The organism is Cupriavidus sp. FW306-01-F10A (assembly GCF_058782785.1).
Window position 1 is genome coordinate 125,438 of record NZ_JBYSYA010000014.1, and the last position, 17,309, is coordinate 142,746.

The 17,309-nt window shown below is 65.4% G+C and carries 17 protein-coding genes, 1 tRNA gene and 1 riboswitch; of the genes, 10 read left to right on the forward strand and 8 right to left on the reverse strand.

All coding sequences use genetic code 11. From position 1 onward, the window contains the following. Positions 1–84 precede the first annotated feature (84 nt). The 8 genes from AC3WLF_RS20410 to glyA form a co-directional block, all read right to left on the reverse strand. Positions 85–618 carry a GspH/FimT family pseudopilin gene (locus AC3WLF_RS20410; RefSeq protein WP_492318799.1) on the reverse strand — a complete coding sequence of 178 codons (534 nt, stop codon included), beginning with the start codon at positions 616–618 and terminating at the stop codon, positions 85–87. Continuing rightward, positions 618–1,073: a type IV pilin protein gene (locus AC3WLF_RS20415; protein WP_492351397.1), complete on the reverse strand. Its 456-nt coding sequence runs from the start codon at positions 1,071–1,073 to the stop codon at positions 618–620. Before AC3WLF_RS20415 ends, AC3WLF_RS20410 begins: the two co-directional genes overlap by 1 nt. After that, positions 1,070–4,912 (reverse strand): pilus assembly protein, encoded by a 3,843-nt coding sequence (locus AC3WLF_RS20420; protein WP_492351467.1) that lies wholly within the window; start codon positions 4,910–4,912, stop codon positions 1,070–1,072. Before AC3WLF_RS20420 ends, AC3WLF_RS20415 begins: the two co-directional genes overlap by 4 nt. A 35-nt stretch (positions 4,913–4,947) precedes the next feature. Further along, on the reverse strand, positions 4,948–5,556 hold the full coding sequence (locus AC3WLF_RS20425; RefSeq protein ID WP_492356409.1) for a pilus assembly PilX family protein: 609 nt from the start codon (positions 5,554–5,556) through the stop codon (positions 4,948–4,950). Beyond that, positions 5,553–6,587, reverse strand: coding sequence for a PilW family protein (locus AC3WLF_RS20430; RefSeq protein WP_492351396.1), 1,035 nt, complete (start codon positions 6,585–6,587; stop codon positions 5,553–5,555). The genes AC3WLF_RS20425 and AC3WLF_RS20430 overlap by 4 nt, the downstream gene beginning before the upstream one ends. 1 nt (position 6,588) lies before the next feature. Next, positions 6,589–7,218, reverse strand: a complete 630-nt coding sequence (gene pilV / locus AC3WLF_RS20435; RefSeq protein ID WP_492318794.1) for a type IV pilus modification protein PilV — start codon at positions 7,216–7,218, stop codon at positions 6,589–6,591. Between the two features lie 133 nt (positions 7,219–7,351). Continuing rightward, the gene (gene nrdR / locus AC3WLF_RS20440; RefSeq protein WP_010813743.1) at positions 7,352–7,819 is read right to left on the reverse strand and encodes a transcriptional regulator NrdR; all 468 of its coding nucleotides are present in this window, start codon (positions 7,817–7,819) and stop codon (positions 7,352–7,354) included. Positions 7,820–7,975: 156 nt separating this feature from the next. Further along, positions 7,976–9,223 (reverse strand): serine hydroxymethyltransferase, encoded by a 1,248-nt coding sequence (glyA, locus tag AC3WLF_RS20445; protein WP_010813742.1) that lies wholly within the window; start codon positions 9,221–9,223, stop codon positions 7,976–7,978. Positions 9,224–9,350: 127 nt separating this feature from the next. After that, positions 9,351–9,496, reverse strand: a riboswitch (ZMP/ZTP riboswitch). Between the two features lie 155 nt (positions 9,497–9,651). Between glyA and ybgC the strand changes: the two genes are divergently transcribed. The 10 genes from ybgC (at position 9,652) to AC3WLF_RS20495 (ending at position 17,283) form a co-directional block, all read left to right on the forward strand. Then, complete coding sequence (gene ybgC / locus AC3WLF_RS20450) at positions 9,652–10,056, forward strand: tol-pal system-associated acyl-CoA thioesterase (protein WP_010813741.1); 405 nt, start codon at positions 9,652–9,654, stop codon at positions 10,054–10,056. Continuing rightward, positions 10,053–10,736, forward strand: a complete 684-nt coding sequence (tolQ, locus tag AC3WLF_RS20455) for a protein TolQ (RefSeq protein ID WP_011615851.1) — start codon at positions 10,053–10,055, stop codon at positions 10,734–10,736. Before ybgC ends, tolQ begins: the two co-directional genes overlap by 4 nt. A 71-nt stretch (positions 10,737–10,807) precedes the next feature. Beyond that, positions 10,808–11,251, forward strand: coding sequence for a protein TolR (gene tolR / locus AC3WLF_RS20460; protein WP_010813739.1), 444 nt, complete (start codon positions 10,808–10,810; stop codon positions 11,249–11,251). A 36-nt stretch (positions 11,252–11,287) separates the two neighbouring features. Then, positions 11,288–12,319, forward strand: a complete 1,032-nt coding sequence (gene tolA / locus AC3WLF_RS20465; RefSeq protein WP_492318793.1) for a cell envelope integrity protein TolA — start codon at positions 11,288–11,290, stop codon at positions 12,317–12,319. Between the two features lie 207 nt (positions 12,320–12,526). Next, a complete protein-coding gene (tolB, locus tag AC3WLF_RS20470) occupies positions 12,527–13,900 on the forward strand; it encodes a Tol-Pal system beta propeller repeat protein TolB (protein WP_492318792.1) in 1,374 nt (457 codons plus the stop codon). Between the two features lie 15 nt (positions 13,901–13,915). Then, entirely contained in the window at positions 13,916–14,422 is a 507-nt protein-coding gene (pal, locus tag AC3WLF_RS20475) for a peptidoglycan-associated lipoprotein Pal (RefSeq protein WP_340521164.1), read from the forward strand. 17 nt (positions 14,423–14,439) lie between these two features. After that, positions 14,440–15,198 carry a tol-pal system protein YbgF gene (gene ybgF, locus AC3WLF_RS20480; protein ID WP_010813735.1) on the forward strand — a complete coding sequence of 253 codons (759 nt, stop codon included), beginning with the start codon at positions 14,440–14,442 and terminating at the stop codon, positions 15,196–15,198. Positions 15,199–15,325: 127 nt separating this feature from the next. After that, positions 15,326–16,009, forward strand: a complete 684-nt coding sequence (gene queC / locus AC3WLF_RS20485) for a 7-cyano-7-deazaguanine synthase QueC (RefSeq protein WP_492318791.1) — start codon at positions 15,326–15,328, stop codon at positions 16,007–16,009. A 26-nt stretch (positions 16,010–16,035) separates the two neighbouring features. Beyond that, positions 16,036–17,151 (forward strand): YeeE/YedE family protein, encoded by a 1,116-nt coding sequence (locus AC3WLF_RS20490; RefSeq protein ID WP_492318790.1) that lies wholly within the window; start codon positions 16,036–16,038, stop codon positions 17,149–17,151. A 56-nt stretch (positions 17,152–17,207) separates the two neighbouring features. Then, positions 17,208–17,283, forward strand: a tRNA-Lys gene (locus AC3WLF_RS20495). Positions 17,284–17,309: the final 26 nt, after the last annotated feature.

Consider the following 17,309-nt stretch of genomic DNA (forward strand, 5'->3'; position numbering starts at 1 on the left):
GAGCAGGCGAATACGTGCCTAAGCGTGGAGGATTTGCAGAATGTTGTTTCGGTCTTCCTGGGAACAGCTACCAGGCAGCCTCGCTTACTGGCACACCGTGGCTTGTGTCGGCACGGGCGCGCATACGCGGACCCTGCCCAACTGGCTGATATCGATGAGTTTCTGGTTGCCGGTGCCCAGTCCCATCAGCACCTGGGCAGACTGCATCGCATCTGCCAGCGTGCGGGTATAGCCTACGGGCGAGTAGGAGAGGACCCCCGACTGCGGCGTGCTGGAGAATGCTACGGTCAATCCCTGGGCGGAGGGTACATGCTGAACCAGCACGGTTTGGCCCGTGCAGTCCGCGCTTCGATTTGGGTTCAGGCAGACAGTCCAGCCGTTGCGCCAGTCATTACTGACCGGCGCCACGGTAACCCAGCTATTGCGCGATAGCGCATTGGCCCGTGCCAGGGAAAGCGAGGAAGCCAGCGCGTCTGCTTCAGTGGCAAGCGTGTTGCGCTGAATGAAGGAGGTGTAGGCGGGTGCCGCCATGCCGGCGAGGATGACCAGCACGACCAGCGTGACCAGCAGTTCGATCAGCGTGAACCCGGTCTGGGGTCGGGGGGCTTGGGCGCGCATCACCAGCACTCCTGGGGCAGGTTCGCGAAGGCGGCGACATTGTTGATCAGCACGCCGCGCTCGCCGGTGCTGCGCAGCAGCAGCGTGCCGCACCGGTTGTCGGCGATGGCGGGCGTGGCGCTGACCTGCACGCATTCGTTGAATGCCAGGCCTGCGCACGCGCCGGATGCGATCGTGTAGTTGCCGCTTTCCGAGGCTTGCGGGAAGCCGCGCCAGGCGCGCGTGCTGTCGGCGGGGTCGACATAGGAGTTGGCCTGTGCATACCGACGCTCCAGTGCCTGCATGGCCGTCATCAATGCGGCCTTGGCTTCGGTGCGGCGCCCGCGGGCAACATGTTCGGCGTAGCTGGGATAGGCAATGCCGGCGAGGATGCCAAGGATGGCGATGGCAATCAGCATCTCCATCAGCGTGAAGCCGCTGGCGTGGCGACGCCGGTCACGGTGGCAGAGCGTCATTTTGCGGCTCCGAAATTACGAATCTCGCGCCAGCCAAGGCGCCCGGTGGCGGGGTGCCCCCCGTCGGTGGCTGTGTTGCCGGACACAAGCGGCCTGCTGGACAACGACGCGCCTCCGCTGCGGCCGCCACCCGATGCACCGAACGAAAACACGTCGATGAACTTCAGCGTGGTGATCTGGCCGACTGCATTGCGCTGTGGATCCACCGTGGTCTTGGTCTGGATCAGCACCGGCGCTCCCAGGATGCCGAAGGTGGAGAGATCGCCGGTCGATGTCCCCGTGGCGGGCATGCCGGTCAGCGCATTGATCTGGTAGCGGCCGCTGTTGCTGGAGGCACCGCAAAGGTCATCGCCGGTCATTAGCGAGTTGAACCAGATCTTTCCGTAGGCTGGCACGAGCGCGGTGACCTGGCGTTCTCCGTTGCCCGGGAAATCAAAGTACCACCCCGCTTTCTGCCCAGTCTTTGAGCCGAGGCTATAGCTGCGTGACGAATATTCGTAAGCGCCCTTGCTGTTGCGGGTCAGGGTGACCGGGTTCAGCATGCTGCGGTCTGCGATCGACTGGGAGCCCCCCGCATCGTAGATGCCGTACATGGCGTTCCGGGTCAGCGTGCCGGTGGTGATGGTGTCGGCAGGCTCCAGGTACTTCCCGGTGCCGAACACCACCATGTAGCCGCCGGGCGCGTAGACCCACTTGGGCTGGACCGTGATCGGCTGCGGTTTTCCGCTGGCATCGCGAGCCTGGAACAGCGGCCGGCCGTAGTTGCCGCCGCCGTAGTAGGGCAGGGCCCCGGCAGCGTTCCAGGTGGATGGGCCGCCATTGAGGATGAACTTCCAGAGGCGGCCCTGGAGGTCGCCGGCGTAGGCGGCGACGGTCTGTCCGTCGGTAAGCCGCACCAGCGCCGGCGAGCTCAGCCCGTTGGCAATGCCTGCGGTGGCGTCCGCCGCCATCGAGATCTTCCAGTAATTGACGCCCAGTTGCCACGGCGTCCCGGCCGGCTTGTCCAGTGCCACGATGAACAGCACCGAAGGCGCGGCCGGATTGCTCGCGCCATCCGCATCGTTGGCATTCAGGCCGTTGCCCGTCATGGCAAACCACTTGTACACAGGCTTGTTGTCGGAGTCCTTGCCGGCAAACAGCTTGACGATCTGGGGCGGCGACATGACGTTGCCCATGTCGGCATCATCCTTGTCCGTGAACTCCCACAAGACATTGCCGCTTCCGACGCTGGCGGGATCGCTGACATTCAGCGCAAAGAGGCCTTGCGCGCCGCCACCCATGCCAGAAACCAGCACGGTCTGCCAGGCGTTGCCGACCCGGGCTTCCGCCACGGCAGGCGTGGCGTCCACGTACGGACGATGGATATAGCTCGGCGAGGTCAGCTGGGCCAGGCTGGCGAACACCGCGTTTGGCACGTAGGCAAACAGTTCAGAGCCATTGGCGGCATTGAATGCGTGGAGCATGCCATCGTTGGCGCCGATATAAACGGCGGCGGTACGCTGGCTGTGGGCCTTGTAGAAGGCGGTGTAGTCGCGTTCGGCGATGGTGCTGGACGGGGCCGCCATGTAGACGGGGCCCGAGTTGACGATGTCGCCCAGCAGTGAGTCGCGCAAGCGCATGGTCCCCGTGCTGCCGGTGGATTGCTCCTGGCTGCGTTCGCCGCGCAAATAGCTGAGCCGGCCCTGGGCCACGGTGTCAGTCTCTGTCGGCGCGAGCTTCAGTGCGGCCTTCTGCGCGGCGTTGAGGGATTTCCACTCGAAGGTGGCGCCCGCACCCGCGCCGGTTCCCGCATTGTCGGCCGTGCCCGACGGGACCCAGGTCAGCAGATTGCGGGCAGCGGTGCGGGCAGTCAGCACCTTGCCGGCCTCCCAGGTTTCGGTATTGGAGATCTGAACGCCGGTATTGGGATCATTGATCACCGCCAGTGCCGACAGGCGCCCGTTCCATCGCTGGTCGAATCCGGGAGTGAACAAGAGGGTGTCGCTCGCCACCTGGGAAGAGGTCAGTGCCACGCCAGACAATGTGCCGGCCGCGTTGACGATTTGCGCGAAGACCCTCTTGATGGAAGCGATCATGGCGGCCGGCTGCCCGGCCAGGAACCAGTTGGCGGGGACGTTGGATCCGCCCGACGATTCCCATTCGGCATTGCTGGTGACGGTGGCGCCGCTGGCCCCCTTGGTGCGGAACGGATTGCCATCACCGTTCTGGTCGTCAAAGCCGCCGTACTTTGCCGCCAGGTACATCTGGCTGCGGCGCTGTTCGTCGCCGACGCTGCCGTTCCCGTTCTCATTGACGTCGATGCTGAACGTGGTGACGCGCAATTCCGGCATATCCGGGCGGAAGCCGTAGGTATGCGCCCAATACGCGACGCCGGCCATATAGTAGGTGCCGTGGCCGCCGGAGCCGGTGTCGGCGCCAGCCAGGTTGGCGAGCGAGCTGTCGGGGCGGCTGTTGCCGGATGTTCCCGAACTCTCGAGATCGGCCACCGCCTGCGTCCAGGTCGTGACATCGAAGCTGTACTTGCTGTATTTCGATATCGCGTCAGCCGGCCGGGCCGAATCGTTGGCAGAGACCGGCTTGCCACCGGAGAGGTAGGTCGTCCTGATGTTGCCTGGGATGTATCGGTCCCAGTGCGTATTGATATCGGCAATGGCAAGGACGTAGTTCTTCTGGCAGCTGGCAAGGATGGGGTCTGTCCATTGCGTGTAGACCGGGAATCCATCCTTGTAGGCGCTGGCATTGTCGATGGCTTCGGGCGTTGGTTGCCGGCCTTGCAGGTAGCGGATGCTCTCGTAGTAGAGTTCGCCGACCGGATCCAATGACTTGTAGGCGCCGGAACGCCCGAACTGATTCAGGTAATTGATGACGCCGCTGATGTTCTCTGACGCGCTCTCGGGGTTCTGGATGAATACGCCGTCGTCATCCCATTCCCGGCGCAGGTTGCTGGCTTGGTTGAAATTGCTGTCGACGGTGTTCGGCCCCACATACTTCAGGGGCGCCCGCAGGACACCGCCATAACGGGTATTGGCGCTGTCGTTCAGGTAGCCAAACGCGCCAAAGCGGACCTTGTCGGCATTGCGCTGCATTTCGCCAACCGGCTTGTACCCGGTGCGATACAGCTTGCAGAGATCGGTGCGGGACCTGGCTTCGCTTGCGTCGCAGACTTGCACCCGTACCAGGTAGGTGCCCTGGTTCCTGTACTTGCCGGGGCTCGAGCAGCTGGCGCCGGATTCGGTGCTGTCCCCAAAGAACACCTTGTTGCCACATGAGGTGATGTACAAGGTCCTGCTGCTGAAAGGCGTGACCGAGGACGCCTTGTCGTAGGTCTTGCGGGGGAAGTAGGAGTTGCTGTTGAAAAAACTCTCCTGCAGCACAGCACGTTGCAGGATGGTCTGCGTGGCGGTGTCAACGACGCGGTCGCCCCCGGTCAGCGCGTAGCGCAGCATATCGATGGCCGAGGCCGTGGCCCAGTTCATGAAGTTGCCGCTGAACTGGCCCGCGCATGTGTGATCGGCCGTGTTGGCGTCGCCGGCAATGACAAAATAGCCATTGCTGGCGCTTCCGCTGTAGGTGTAGCACTTGAGCGGATTGAAGTAGCCAATGTATTCGGTGGTCGGCGAATACGAGCCGGAGCGATAGGCTGCCCCAACCGTGGGGAACTCCACCGAGAGCGTCAGCAGCAGGTTGGGATGGATATTCTGGTTGCGGCCGTACAGCGGCGCCTGCGCGATCTTGACGGTCGCGAGGCTGCTCTGTTCCGTTGCGGCAAGCAGCGGGCCCGCGGGCAGGCTGAGAAGCGCAGCCATTGCCGCGAAAATGAATTTCCGGATGCGGCTCATTTGCCGTGCTCCGCGACAGGCATGGACGTTGCCATTCATTCCCCCTTCCGGTAGTACGACTGCAACATGACCCGGGTCGCCGGGTTAGCGCCAAAGCCGACGGCCGTGACGCGGAAGATGTATGCGCCCTCGCTCGCGCCTGGCGACATGTCGCTGATCGGCTCGATGATGTAGCGCGGCAAGGCCGCAGGCAGCAGCCCGCCTGTCGCGGTCGGGAACCTGCGGCCGGTGAAGGTGCCGTAGGCGGTGGTGCGTGCGTTGGCGCCCGTCTGGCTGAAGTCAACGGCAAGCCAGTTCGGCGTGCCGTCGAGCACCGGGTCGCACAATCCCTGGAAGGGTGAGGCGCCGGTCACGCCCGTATTGCAGCCCGCCATGAACGGCAGCACATTCATCGTGGTGCCGGAGAAGATGGCCGACCGGCTGGTTGGGGCGGAAACACCCTGGATGTCGATTTCTGCATCCAGCAAGGCTGCCTCGGCCGCTTGCTGAGCCAGGTCCCGGTCGCGCTGGTTCGATGCCATGCGCTTGCTGCCAATGGCCAGCCGGGCACCGGCGATGGCGATGACGCTGATGATCAGCAGCATCACCAGGGCGGTGATCAGCGCGATGCCACGTGGGCTGGGGTGCGCGGTGCGGACGTTCATGTCGGCGAGCAGGTGGTGCAGGTGGCCATGTTCCGGAGCTGTACGGTGACGGTGTACAGGCGCCGCATCCGCTGCAGTTGCGTGGCCGGCGTGAAGGACGTGTCGTTGCCCGGTGAGCCCGGGAACAAGCGCCCGAACAGGCGAAAGGTTGGTGGATCCCGAGGCGATGCGCTGGCGGTATCGCCCATCAGCACCATGGCCATCTTTATGGCGACGACGTTCTGCCAGGTGGTGGGCAGGGCCAGCACCTCGGTGGCCGACAGGAAGCGGTCCGGGGTCTGGTCGAAATTCGTATCCACGCCGTAGAGCACCTGGAAGACTTCGACGCCTGAGATCAGCGAAACAGCCTGATATGCCGTGCCGGCCGTGAGGATTTCCTTGTTGGCGGCGTCCCGTGGACGATAGCCACACATCAGCTGAGGCATGCCGCTGGCATCGTTGCTGACATAGAAGACCGCCATGCCGCGCGCGAGGTCTGCGTCTTCCCAGGCCTGCGGCTCGGCGACGCCATTGCCGGAGCAGTCGATCATGCTGTTGTCCGGAACGGTGCGGTCCTGCTGTGTGCCGGAGCCGAAGAAGCGGACCTGCAGCACGTCGCTCTTGTTCACGGCGCCCGCCTGGGCTGGACACGCGAGGTTTTGCGCCGGATTGCCGAGGTCTTGCGTGGGGGCGCCGCAGCTGTCGAGCCCACTGATGGTCGGCGACAGGCTCGTGGTGGTGAGCATGACGCCTCCAGGGCTGGGCGCCGGTGGCCCGCTGGCGCCGGGCGAGGCCGCGGCGCTGTTGCCCGCATAGTTGCTCCAGGCGGCCTGGCGCACGATCCGCACCACGGTATCCACCGCAAAGCGGCCTTTCTCATCCAGCGCAGTGGTGTCGTCGATGCTGTTGTAGTTGGCTCGCCCGGTCAGGTAGAGCGCCGCGGCAGCCATGATCAGGAGCAGGCTCAGCGTCATCGCCACCATCAGCTCCACCAGCGACAGCCCCAGTTGACGATGCCGACCGGCGTTGGGATACGTCCTGGCGTTGCGCATGTCAGTTCACCGTACCCTGCGTGGCCACGATGACCACCTGGGGGCGCGTGCCCATATCGGACATGTCGACCCGTGCCGCGACCGTTTTGGCTGCAAGCCGGGAGATCCAGCCGATCTTGATGACTATCGGGGCGTCGTCCGCGCGGCCAGTGGCCGAGGGCGTGCATCCCCATGAGAAGCCGGTGGCCTGGTCGTAGGCGACCATGTCCCGGCAAATCACGGCGCGTCCGCCAGGCAGGCCTGTGCTGACACGTTCCCAGAACTCGGCGACATCGAAATCCGCCAGTTGCTGCGCGCACCCGGCCGCCGTGCCCGGGCAGGCGACAGCGTACGGGCTGTTTGCCGCCGTGAGCGCAGGCGGCTGCCCGCTGGCCGTGTCGATGAAGTAGCGGTTCGGGGTGATGGCTTCCGCCGCCGCGCCGGTTTGCGAGACGGCCGGATTGGCACGCATGCGCTCGGCCATCTCGGTGGCCAGCTGCATGGCAGTGGTGTCGTAGGAAGCTTGTTGCGTGAAGCGGGATGAATTCAGCAGCAGGCTGGCGACGCCGAGCACGCCAACCGCCAGAACGACAATTGCCACCAATGCTTCGAGCATGGCAAAGCCGGCTGCCCCGCGGCAGCGTTGACCCATTCTGACCCCCGTCAAAAGACGTCCGACTTCGTTAACTTCTTTTTTTTGGTCTGCAATCCCGGGCCCTTTTAATATGCGACAGCGGGCCTTGCGGAAATGCAACGGGGATTAAACAACGATTTTGTTACTTTTGCTACCCCTTCCGAGGGGTGGACGCCGCAAACTCATCCAGCACGTCGCGGAATTCCGACACGTCCTCAAAGCTCCGGTACACCGAAGCAAAGCGGATATACGCGATCTTGTCGAGCTTGCGCAATTCGCGCATCACCAGTTCGCCGACCTGGCTGCTTGGGATTTCTTTCTCTCCCAGTGCCAGCAGCTTTTCTTCGATGCGGGTGATGGCTTCGTCGATGGCTTCGGCCGAGACCGGGCGCTTGCGCAGCGCCAGGCGCATGGAGTCCTTCAGCTTGGCGCGGGTGTAGTCCACGCGCGAGCCGTTTTTCTTGACGATGGCGGGGAAGAACAGCTCGATCCGCTCATAGGTGGTGAAGCGGCGGTCGCAGGCTTCGCAGCGGCGGCGCCGGCGCACGGCATCGCCGTCTTCCGACATGCGCGTGTCGAGTACCTGGGTATTGGAATGACCGCAAAAGGGGCATTTCATGCCGGACCACCTTCAGTTGAACCCCGTCGCCTTGTCCGTGTTGTCGTTCTGCGGAGGCGGGGCGGGTTGGCGAGGCCCGCAGGCCGGTGCCCGAGGACGCCGGCTTGCGGAGCTGCCGGCCGCTCATGCGAAATCCGCATGGGCGGCCTCGATGCATCAGCCGTAGACCGGGAAACGCTTGGTCAGGGCTGCCGCCTGCTCGCGCACGCTGGCGATATTGGCGGCGTCGTGCGGGTTGTCCAGCACGTCGGCGATCAGGTTGCCGACGATGCGGGCTTCTTCTTCCTTAAAGCCGCGCGTGGTCATGGCCGGCGAGCCCAGGCGGATGCCCGAGGTCACGAACGGCTTTTCCGGATCGTTGGGGATGGCGTTCTTGTTGACGGTGATATGCGCCTCGCCCAGGATGCGCTCGGCTTCCTTGCCGGTGATGTTCTTGGCGCGCAGGTCGACCAGCATCACGTGGCTTTCGGTGCGGCCCGAGACGATGCGCAGGCCGCGCGCGATCAGGGTCTCGGCCAGCACGGCGGCGTTCTTCACCACTTGCTGCTGGTATTCCTTGAACTCAGGCGTCAGCGCTTCCTTGAAGGCGACGGCTTTGCCGGCGATCACGTGCATCAGCGGGCCGCCCTGGATGCCGGGGAAGATGGCCGAGTTGATGGCCTTCTCGTGCTCGGCCTTCATCAGGATCACGCCGCCGCGCGGGCCGCGCAGGCTCTTGTGCGTGGTGGTGGTGACGAAGTCGGCGTGCGGCACCGGGTTCGGGTAGACGCCCGCGGCGATCAGGCCGGCGTAGTGGGCCATGTCGACCATGAAGTAAGCGCCGATCGACTTGGCAACCTTGCTGATGCGCTCGAAGTCGATGCGCAGCGCGAAGGCCGAGGCGCCGGCGATGATCAGCTTGGGCTTCTTCTCCTGGGCCAGCTTTTCCAGCGCGTCGTAGTCGATGTCTTCCTGGGCGTTCAGGCCGTAGCTGACCACGTTGAACCACTTGCCGCTCATGTTCAGGGCCATGCCGTGGGTCAGGTGGCCGCCTTCGGCCAGGCTCATGCCCATGATGGTGTCGCCCGGCTTGAGCACGGCGAAGTACACGCCCTGGTTGGCCTGCGAGCCCGAGTTGGGCTGCACGTTGGCGGCTTCGGCGCCGAACAGCTGCTTGACGCGGTCAATGGCCAGCTGCTCGACGACGTCGACGTACTCGCAACCGCCGTAGTAGCGCTTGCCGGGGTAGCCCTCGGCGTACTTGTTGGTCAGCTGCGAACCCTGGGCGGCCATCACGGCCGGCGAGGTGTAGTTCTCGGAGGCGATCAGCTCGATGTGGTCTTCCTGGCGCTGGTTCTCCTGCTGGATGGCGGCAAAGACCTCGGGGTCGATCTGGTCGATCGTAAAACGGCTGCGTTCGAACATGGCGAAACTCGTCTGAAAAATAGGGAATCCGATTCACGCATCGGGGATAGGGCGCGCGGGGAAGGCTAGCGGCGACCAGCACCGGCGGCTCGTTGTAACCGTCGGTGCAGGGCGCACCCTGCTTCCCATTCGCTGCCCAGGCGAGCGGCAGGCGCAAGCAACTTCACGCCTAGGCGTGCTGAACGTTACGCGAACGCGCAATGAACGTCACGCCAGAGAACTTGCGCTTCCTCGTGGTAGTGCCCACTGACTTCGCCAGTCGCGCAAGATGGAATGGTTGCGCGCAGTGTAGCGCGAGGCGGGCGCCCGCCGCAAGCCGTCGGCCCCGCCAGGCAAGCACTGGCAAGGGCTGGCCAGCAACTTGCTGTTGCAAAGTCGTCATGCGGGTTTACACGAAACCGCTATCGCTCTCCGTTACAATCGCGGCCATGACAAACTTTGTCTGGACCCTGCGGGTGTACTGGGAAGACACCGACGCGGGCGGCGTAGTGTTCTACGCCAACTACCTGAAGTTCTTCGAGCGCGCCCGCACCGAGTGGCTGCGTGCGCTCGGCATCGAGCAGCAATCGCTCGCCGACGAGGCGGGCGTGGTCTTTATCGTCCGCAGCACGGCGGTGGACTACAATGCGCCCGCCCGGCTGGATGACCAGCTCGAAATCCGCACGCGCATCGACCGGGTCGGCCCGGCGTCGGTCCAGTTCACCCAGGAAGCCTGGCGTGGCGAGCTGATGCTGGCCTCTGGCGCGATCCGTGTTGGGTGTGTCGATCGAAGCACTTTCCGTCCCGCCCCGATTCCCGACCCCGTTCTAGCTACCATCAAGTCCGCACGATGAATCCCGTGACCGTCACGCAAGACATGTCGATCGTAACGCTGGTGCTCCACGCCAGCCTGCTGGCACAGGCCGTCATGGCGCTGTTGCTCGTCATGTCGCTGTTTTCGTGGACCTATATCTTCCGCAAGCACCTGGCGCTGCGCTCGGCGCGCACCCAGACCGAGGGGTTCGAACGCGACTTCTGGGCCGGCGGCGACCTGCAGGCGCTATATAACAGTGCCGTCAACAACCGCCACAACACCGGCGCGCTGGAGCGGATCTTTGAATCCGGCATGGGCGAGTTCCTGAAGGCGCGCGAGCGCGGCAACGAAGCCGGCGCGCTGCTCGATGCGGCCCGGCGCGCGATGCGCGCGGCCTACCAGCGCGAGATGGATGTGCTGGAATCGCACCTGCCGTTCCTGGCGTCGGTGGGTTCGGTGAGCCCATATATCGGCCTGTTCGGCACGGTCTGGGGGATCATGAACGCTTTCCGCGGCCTGTCGAATGTGCAGCAGGCGACGCTCGCATCGGTGGCCCCCGGGATTGCCGAGGCGCTGGTGGCGACTGCGATCGGCCTGTTCGCTGCCATTCCTGCCGTGATCGCCTACAACCGCTATGCCACGGAGATCGACCGCCTGGCGATCCGGTTCGAGAGCTTCATGGAGGAGTTCCTGAACATCCTGCAACGGCAGGCGCGTTAACCGCACACGTATCGAATCTAATCCAGACGGTCCGGGCGCAAGCCCGGGCCGGCGTTTCCAGGAGTCCTGCAATGGCAGCCATTCAGCGCCGTGGCGGCTCGCGCCGCCGGGCCAGCGCCGACATCAATGTCGTGCCGTACATCGACGTCATGCTCGTGCTGCTGGTCATCTTCATGGTGGCGGCGCCGATCGTGAGCCCCGCCACCGTCGACCTGCCCACCGTGGCCAACGCCACGCCGCAGCAGAAGGCGCCGCCGATCGTGGTCACCGTGCACGAGAGCGGCCAGCTGACCGCGCGCGGCAAGGACAGCGCCGGCAATGCCTTCGAGCGCAAGCTCGACAAGCAGGGCCTGCTCGACTTCGTGCACCAGCGCCAGAACGAGAATCCCGACCAGCCGGTGGTGATTGCCGCCGACCGCGCGGTCAAGTACGAGGCGGTGCTGGACGTGATGTCGATCCTGAAAGCCGACGGCGTCAAGCGCGTCGGCCTGATGGTCAAGTCCAAGACCTCCTGACGCATTGAAGCGCCTATCTGATTGCCGTTGCGCCTGATGAAGACCGTCGCCGCCTATCCCTACCAGCCGGTCAAGGAGCGGGGAACCCTGCGTTCCTTCCTGTTCGCGCTCTTCATGCACATGCTGCTGGCTGTCGTGCTGTACTACGGCGTGCGCTTGCAGAGCAGCACCCCCGTCGGCGCCGAGGCCGAGCTGTGGGAAGAGATTCCGGCCGCCACCGCGCCCCCGCCGCCGCCGCCGCCGGAGCCGGAGCCGGTGGTGCAGCCGCGCCCGGCCCCGCCGCTGCCCGAGGTGAAGAGCAAGGTCGAGGACGACGCCGACATCGCGCTGGAGCGCCAGAAGCGCCGCGCCGAGGCGGCGGCGCGCGAAGAGGCCGAGCGCAAGCAGGCGGCTGCCCGCAAGGAAGCCGAGCGTAAAGAAGCGGAACGCAAGGAAGCTGCGCGCAAGGAAGCGGAGCAGCGCGAGGCCGAGCGCAAGGAAGCCCAGCGCAAGGACGACGCGAAGAAGAAGGCAGCGCAGCAGGAACAGCAGCGCAAGGAACAGGCCGAGCGCAAGGAAGCAGAACGCAAGGAAGCGGACGCCAGGGCCAAGGCCCAGGCGGACGCCAAGGCCAAGGCTGACGCCGAGAACAAGGCCAAGGCCAAGGCGGATGCCGACGCCAAGGCCAAGCGCGAGGCTGCGGCCAATGCCCAGCGCAAGAGCGAGCTGGCGCGCCTGCAGGCGCTGGCCGGCGGCTCCGGCGCGGGCGGCGGCGGCGTGGGCAGTACGGCCGGCGCGGGTGCCGGCGGCGGTGGCAAGGCGTCGCCGGGCTATGCCGACCGCGTGCGCCGCCGCGTCAAGCCGAATATCGTCTTTGGCGAGGACGTGCCGGGCAACCCGACCGCGGTGGTGTCGGTGCAGCTGGCGCCGGATGGTTCGCTGCTGTCGGCGCGGCTGTCCAAGTCCAGCGGCAACTCGGGCTGGGATAATGCCGTGCTGCGCGCGGTGGAACGTTCCGACCCGCTGCCGCGTGATGAGAACGGCAAGGCGCCGGCCAGCTTCACCATTACCTTCCGGCCGAAGGACTGAGTGGCCTGGGCGGCATGATTTGCAACATAATGCAACCTTCATCGCCGGGTCTTGGTCCCAGCGCTAGCATGACAGGTTGCCTGACGCGGCCGGCAGTGTGCGATACGCACGCAGACGGGGCATGCGCCACGCGCTGCAATGCCCATTTGCCCGTGTTGCCGATTGCCTGCCGTGCCCGACGAAACTTGAAATCGACTGAGGAGCAGCATGCGAAAGCTTTGGGCCCCCAACTGGCTGTCCGCGAGGCGGCACAACGCAACCCAACCCGAATCCCAACGCGCCATCGGCCGGCATCCGCTGGCCGGCCGCCGCGCGCTGATGGCCTGGCTGGCCGCGGCGATGACGATGGCAGCCGGCGCCGCGCACGCGCAACTCAACGTTGAGATCTCCGGGGTCGGGTCCAGCCAGATCCCGGTTGCGACCGCCAACTTCCAGGGCGAGGCCCAGTCCCCGCAGAACCTGACCGCGATCATCCGCGCCGACCTGGCGCGCAGCGGGCGCTTGCGCAATGTCGATCCGGGCGGCGCCACGGTGGCGGAATCCGCCAATGTCGACCTGGGCAGCTGGAAGTCGCGCGGCGCCGATGCCTTCGTCGCCGGCAGCGTGACTCCGGCCGCCGGCGGCAAGTATGAGGTTCGCTTCCGCCTGTACGACACCGTCAAGGGCCAGAGCCTGGGCGGGCTTGCCTTTACCGTCAACCAGTCCCAGCTGCGCGTGACCGCGCACAAGATCGCCGACTACATCTATGAAAAGCTGCTCGGCGAGCGCGGCGTGTTTGCCACGCGCCTGTCCTACGTGTCGAAGGTCGGCGGCCGCTACCAGCTGCTGATTTCCGATTCCGATGGCCAGAACGCGCAGGTGGCCCTGACCAGCAACGAGCCGATCATTTCGCCGTCGTGGTCGCCGGACGGCGCGCGCGTGGCCTATGTCTCGTTCGAGGCCAAGAAGCCGGTGGTGTACGTGCACGACCTGGCCAGCGGCAAGCGCACCCTGGTATCGAACCAGAAGGGCAACAACAGCGCGCCGTCGTGGTCGCCTGATGGCCGGCACCTGGCGCTGGCGCTGTCGCGAGACGGCAATACCCAGGTCTACCAGGTCAATGCCGACGGCTCCGGCATCCGCCGTCTGTCGCGCAGCAGCGCCATCGACACCGAGCCGCAGTATTCTCCGGACGGCAAGAGCATCTACTTCACCAGCGACCGCGGCGGTGCGCCGCAGGTCTACCGCATGCCCGCTTCCGGCGAGGAAGGTGGCGGTGCGCAGCGTGTCACCTTCAAGGGCAGCTACAACGTCAGCCCGCGGGTTTCGCCAGACGGCAAGTACCTGGCGTACATCTCGCGCGCGGGCGGCTTCAAGCTGCAGCTGCAGGACCTGAGCAACGGCGACGTGACGTCGCTGACCGATACGGCCAACGACGAAGCGCCCAGCTTTGCCGCCAACGGCAAGTACATCCTCTATGCCACCCGCGTGGGCGGTCGCGCGGTGCTGGCGGCGGTTTCCACTGACGGGCGTACCCGGCAGGTTCTGTCCCTCCAGTCCGGCGATGTTCGCGAGCCGTCCTGGGGTCCTTTCATGCAATAACAGGAGTCATTCACCATGCCCCAACTGATGAGCAAAACCCTTGCCGTTGCCGCACTGCTGGCCCTTGGCGCCTGCAGCTCCGGCGTCAAGCTGGACGACACCGCCAAAGCCGGTGCCGGCGCGGGCACCGGTGCCGATCCGCGCGCAGTGACCCCGGTCACGGCCGCCGATCCGCTCAACGATCCGAACAGCCCGCTGGCCAAGCGCAGCGTGTACTTCGACTTCGACAGCTACTCGGTCAAGTCCGACTACCAGGGCATGCTGGGCGAGCACGCCAAGTACCTGGGCTCGAACAAGGGTCGCAAGATCCTGATTCAGGGCAACACCGACGAACGCGGCACCAGCGAGTACAACCTGGCGCTGGGCCAGAAGCGCGCCGAAGCCGTGCGCCGCTCGCTGGCTTCGATGGGCGTGCCCGACGGCCAGATGGAAGCCGTCAGCCTGGGCAAGGAAAAGCCCAAGGCCACCGGCCATGATGAAGCCTCGTGGGCCGAAAACCGCCGCGCGGACATCAACTACTGATCTCTGGACTGCCTTTCATGAAAGCACGCGTTTCCACCCTGTTGTGGCTCGCCGCCGTCGCCGGCGGCGGCATGCTGCCGCTGTCGCAGGCGCATGCCGGAGTGTTCGATGATGACGAGGCGCGCAAGGCGGTCATCAGCCTGCGCGACCAGTTCAACGGTTTCCAGGCAACCGCGACGCAGCGCATCGAGCAGAACAGCCGTACCACGCTCGACATGCAGAACCAGCTCGAGGGCCTGCGCCAGGAAGTGGCGCGGCTGCGCGGCCAGAACGAAGTGCTGCAGAACACGGTGGACACGCTGCAGAAGCAGCAGAAGGACTACTACGCCGACCTGGATGCGCGCCTGAAGAAATTCGAGCCGCAGCAGGTCACCGTCGAAGGCCGCGAAGGCCTGTCGCAGCCGGGCGAAAAGCCCGAATACGATGCCGCGCTCAAGCAGTTCCAGGCGGGCGACTTCAAGAGCGCCGGGAGTTCGTTCTCGGCGTTCGTCAAGAAGTACCCCCAGAGCCCGTACGTGCCGCTGGCGCAGTACTGGCTCGGCAACTCGCTGTATGCGCAGCGCGACTACAAGGGCTCCACCTCGGTGCTGCAGACCATGATCAATAACAACCCGACGCATCCCAAGGTGCCGGATGCGATGATCGCGGTCGCCAACAACCAGCTCGAGTCCGGCCAGAAGGCGGCCGCGCGCAAGACACTGGAGCAGGTGGTGGCCAAGTATCCGGGCACCGAAGGCGCGCAGGCGGCCAGCAACCGGCTGAAGACGTTGAAATAACACCGGAAGCGGCCGGCACGCCCGGTCCTGTCTGCAAGGCCCGCTTCGGCGGGCCTTTTTCTTGGGTCGCGCTAAAATACGCGATTCGCCTGAATCTTTTGCGCGCCGAGGCGGCGCGCTTCCCATCATGACCAAACGCGCCATCGTCCTGCTGTCCGGCGGACTAGACTCTGCCACCGTACTCGCCATGGCCCGCGCCCAGGGCTTCGAGACCTATGCGCTGTCGATGCGCTATGGCCAGCGCCACTCCTCTGAGCTGGAAGCCGCCAAGCGCGTGGCGGCCGCGCTGGGCGCCACCCGCCACGAGATCATCGACCTGGACCTGCGCCGCTTCGGCGGCTCGGCGCTGACCGACGACGCGCTGGCGGTGCCGACCGACGGCGCTTCCGACGGCATCCCGGTCACCTACGTGCCGGCGCGCAACACCATCATGCTGTCGCTGGCGCTCGGCTGGGCCGAGGCCGTCGGCGGGCGCGACCTGTTCTTCGGCGCCAATGCGGTCGACTACTCCGGTTACCCGGACTGCCGCCCGGAATACGTCGCGGCCTATGAAACGCTGGCCAACCTCGCCACCAAGGCCGGGGTCGAGGGCGACCGCTTCCGCGTGCATGCGCCCATCATCGACATGACCAAGGGCGAGATCATCCGCGCCGGCATCGCGCTGGGGGTGGACTACAGCCTGACGGTGTCGTGCTACCAGGCCGACGACGACGGCCGCGCCTGCGGCGTGTGCGATTCGTGCCGCATCCGCCGGGCCGGCTTTGAAGCCGCCGGTGTGCCCGATCCGACCCGCTACCAGGCCGCTGCCTGATCACAAGCCGACGTCCACGCCCCTACATGCCTGAAATCGACCTCGCCGCGCTCTCGCGCACCGTGCTGCTGAGTACGTTCGTCCTGACCTTCCTGTTTGGCGCCGTGCTGCAGCGCACGCACTTCTGCACCATGGGCGCGGTCTCCGACATCGTCAACATGGGCGACTGGAGCCGCATGCGCATGTGGGTGCTGGCGATCGGCGTGGCCATGATCGGCACCGGCGTGCTGGCCTGGACCGGCGCGATCGACCCTACCAAGACCATCTACACCGCCAGCAAGCTGGGCTGGCTGTCGGCGCTGGCCGGCGGGCTGATGTTCGGCTTCGGCATGGTGCTGGCGTCGGGCTGCGGCAGCAAGACGCTGGTGCGCATCGGCGCGGGCAACCTGAAGTCGCTGGTGGTCTTTGTCTTCCTGGGCCTGTCGGCCTACATGACGCTGCGCGGGCTGTTCGGCGTGGTGCGAGTGAATACCGTCGATGCGGTGGCGCTGACGCTGCCCACCACGCAAGACCTGCCGTCCATGCTGGCGCAGGGCACGGGGCTCGCGCGCGGCGCGCTGCAGCTGGGCCTGGGCCTGGCGCTGGGCGGCGTGCTGGTGGTGTGGGCGCTGGCGGGCCGCGGCTTCCGCTCGTTCGACAACCTGCTTGGCGGCATCGGCGTCGGGCTGATCATCGTGGCAATGTGGTATGTCTCGGGCCACCTCGGCTATGTAGCCGAAGACCCCAATACGCTTGAGGAACTGTTCGTCTCGACCAACAGCGGCCGCATGGAAAGCCTGAGCTTTGTCGCCCCCTATGCCTACACGCTCGACTGGCTGATGATGTTCAGCGACAAGAGCAAGGTGGTGACGGTCGGCATCGTCAGCGTGTTCGGCGTGATCGCCGGCGCGGCGGCCTATGCCCTGGCCACGCGCACATTCCGCTGGGAAGGCTTCGGCAATGCCGAGGACGTCGCCAACCATATGGTCGGCGGCATCCTGATGGGTGCGGGCGGCGTGACCGCGCTGGGCTGCACGGTCGGGCAGGGGCTGTCGGGCGTGTCGACCCTGGCGCTTGGCTCGTTTATCGCGCTGGCGGGTATCCTGGCCGGTGCAGTGCTGGCATTCCGCTACCAGATATGGCGTCTGGAGCGCATGGCCTGAGGAGCGTGCTTGACACATCGAGAACCGCATCCCTATAATCGCGGTTCTGTTTTTTCGGGTCGTTAGCTCAGTCGGTAGAGCAGCGGACTTTTAATCCGTTGGTCGCGTGTTCGAGTCACGCACGACCCACCAGTATTACGAAGGGCCTGTGGCGCAAG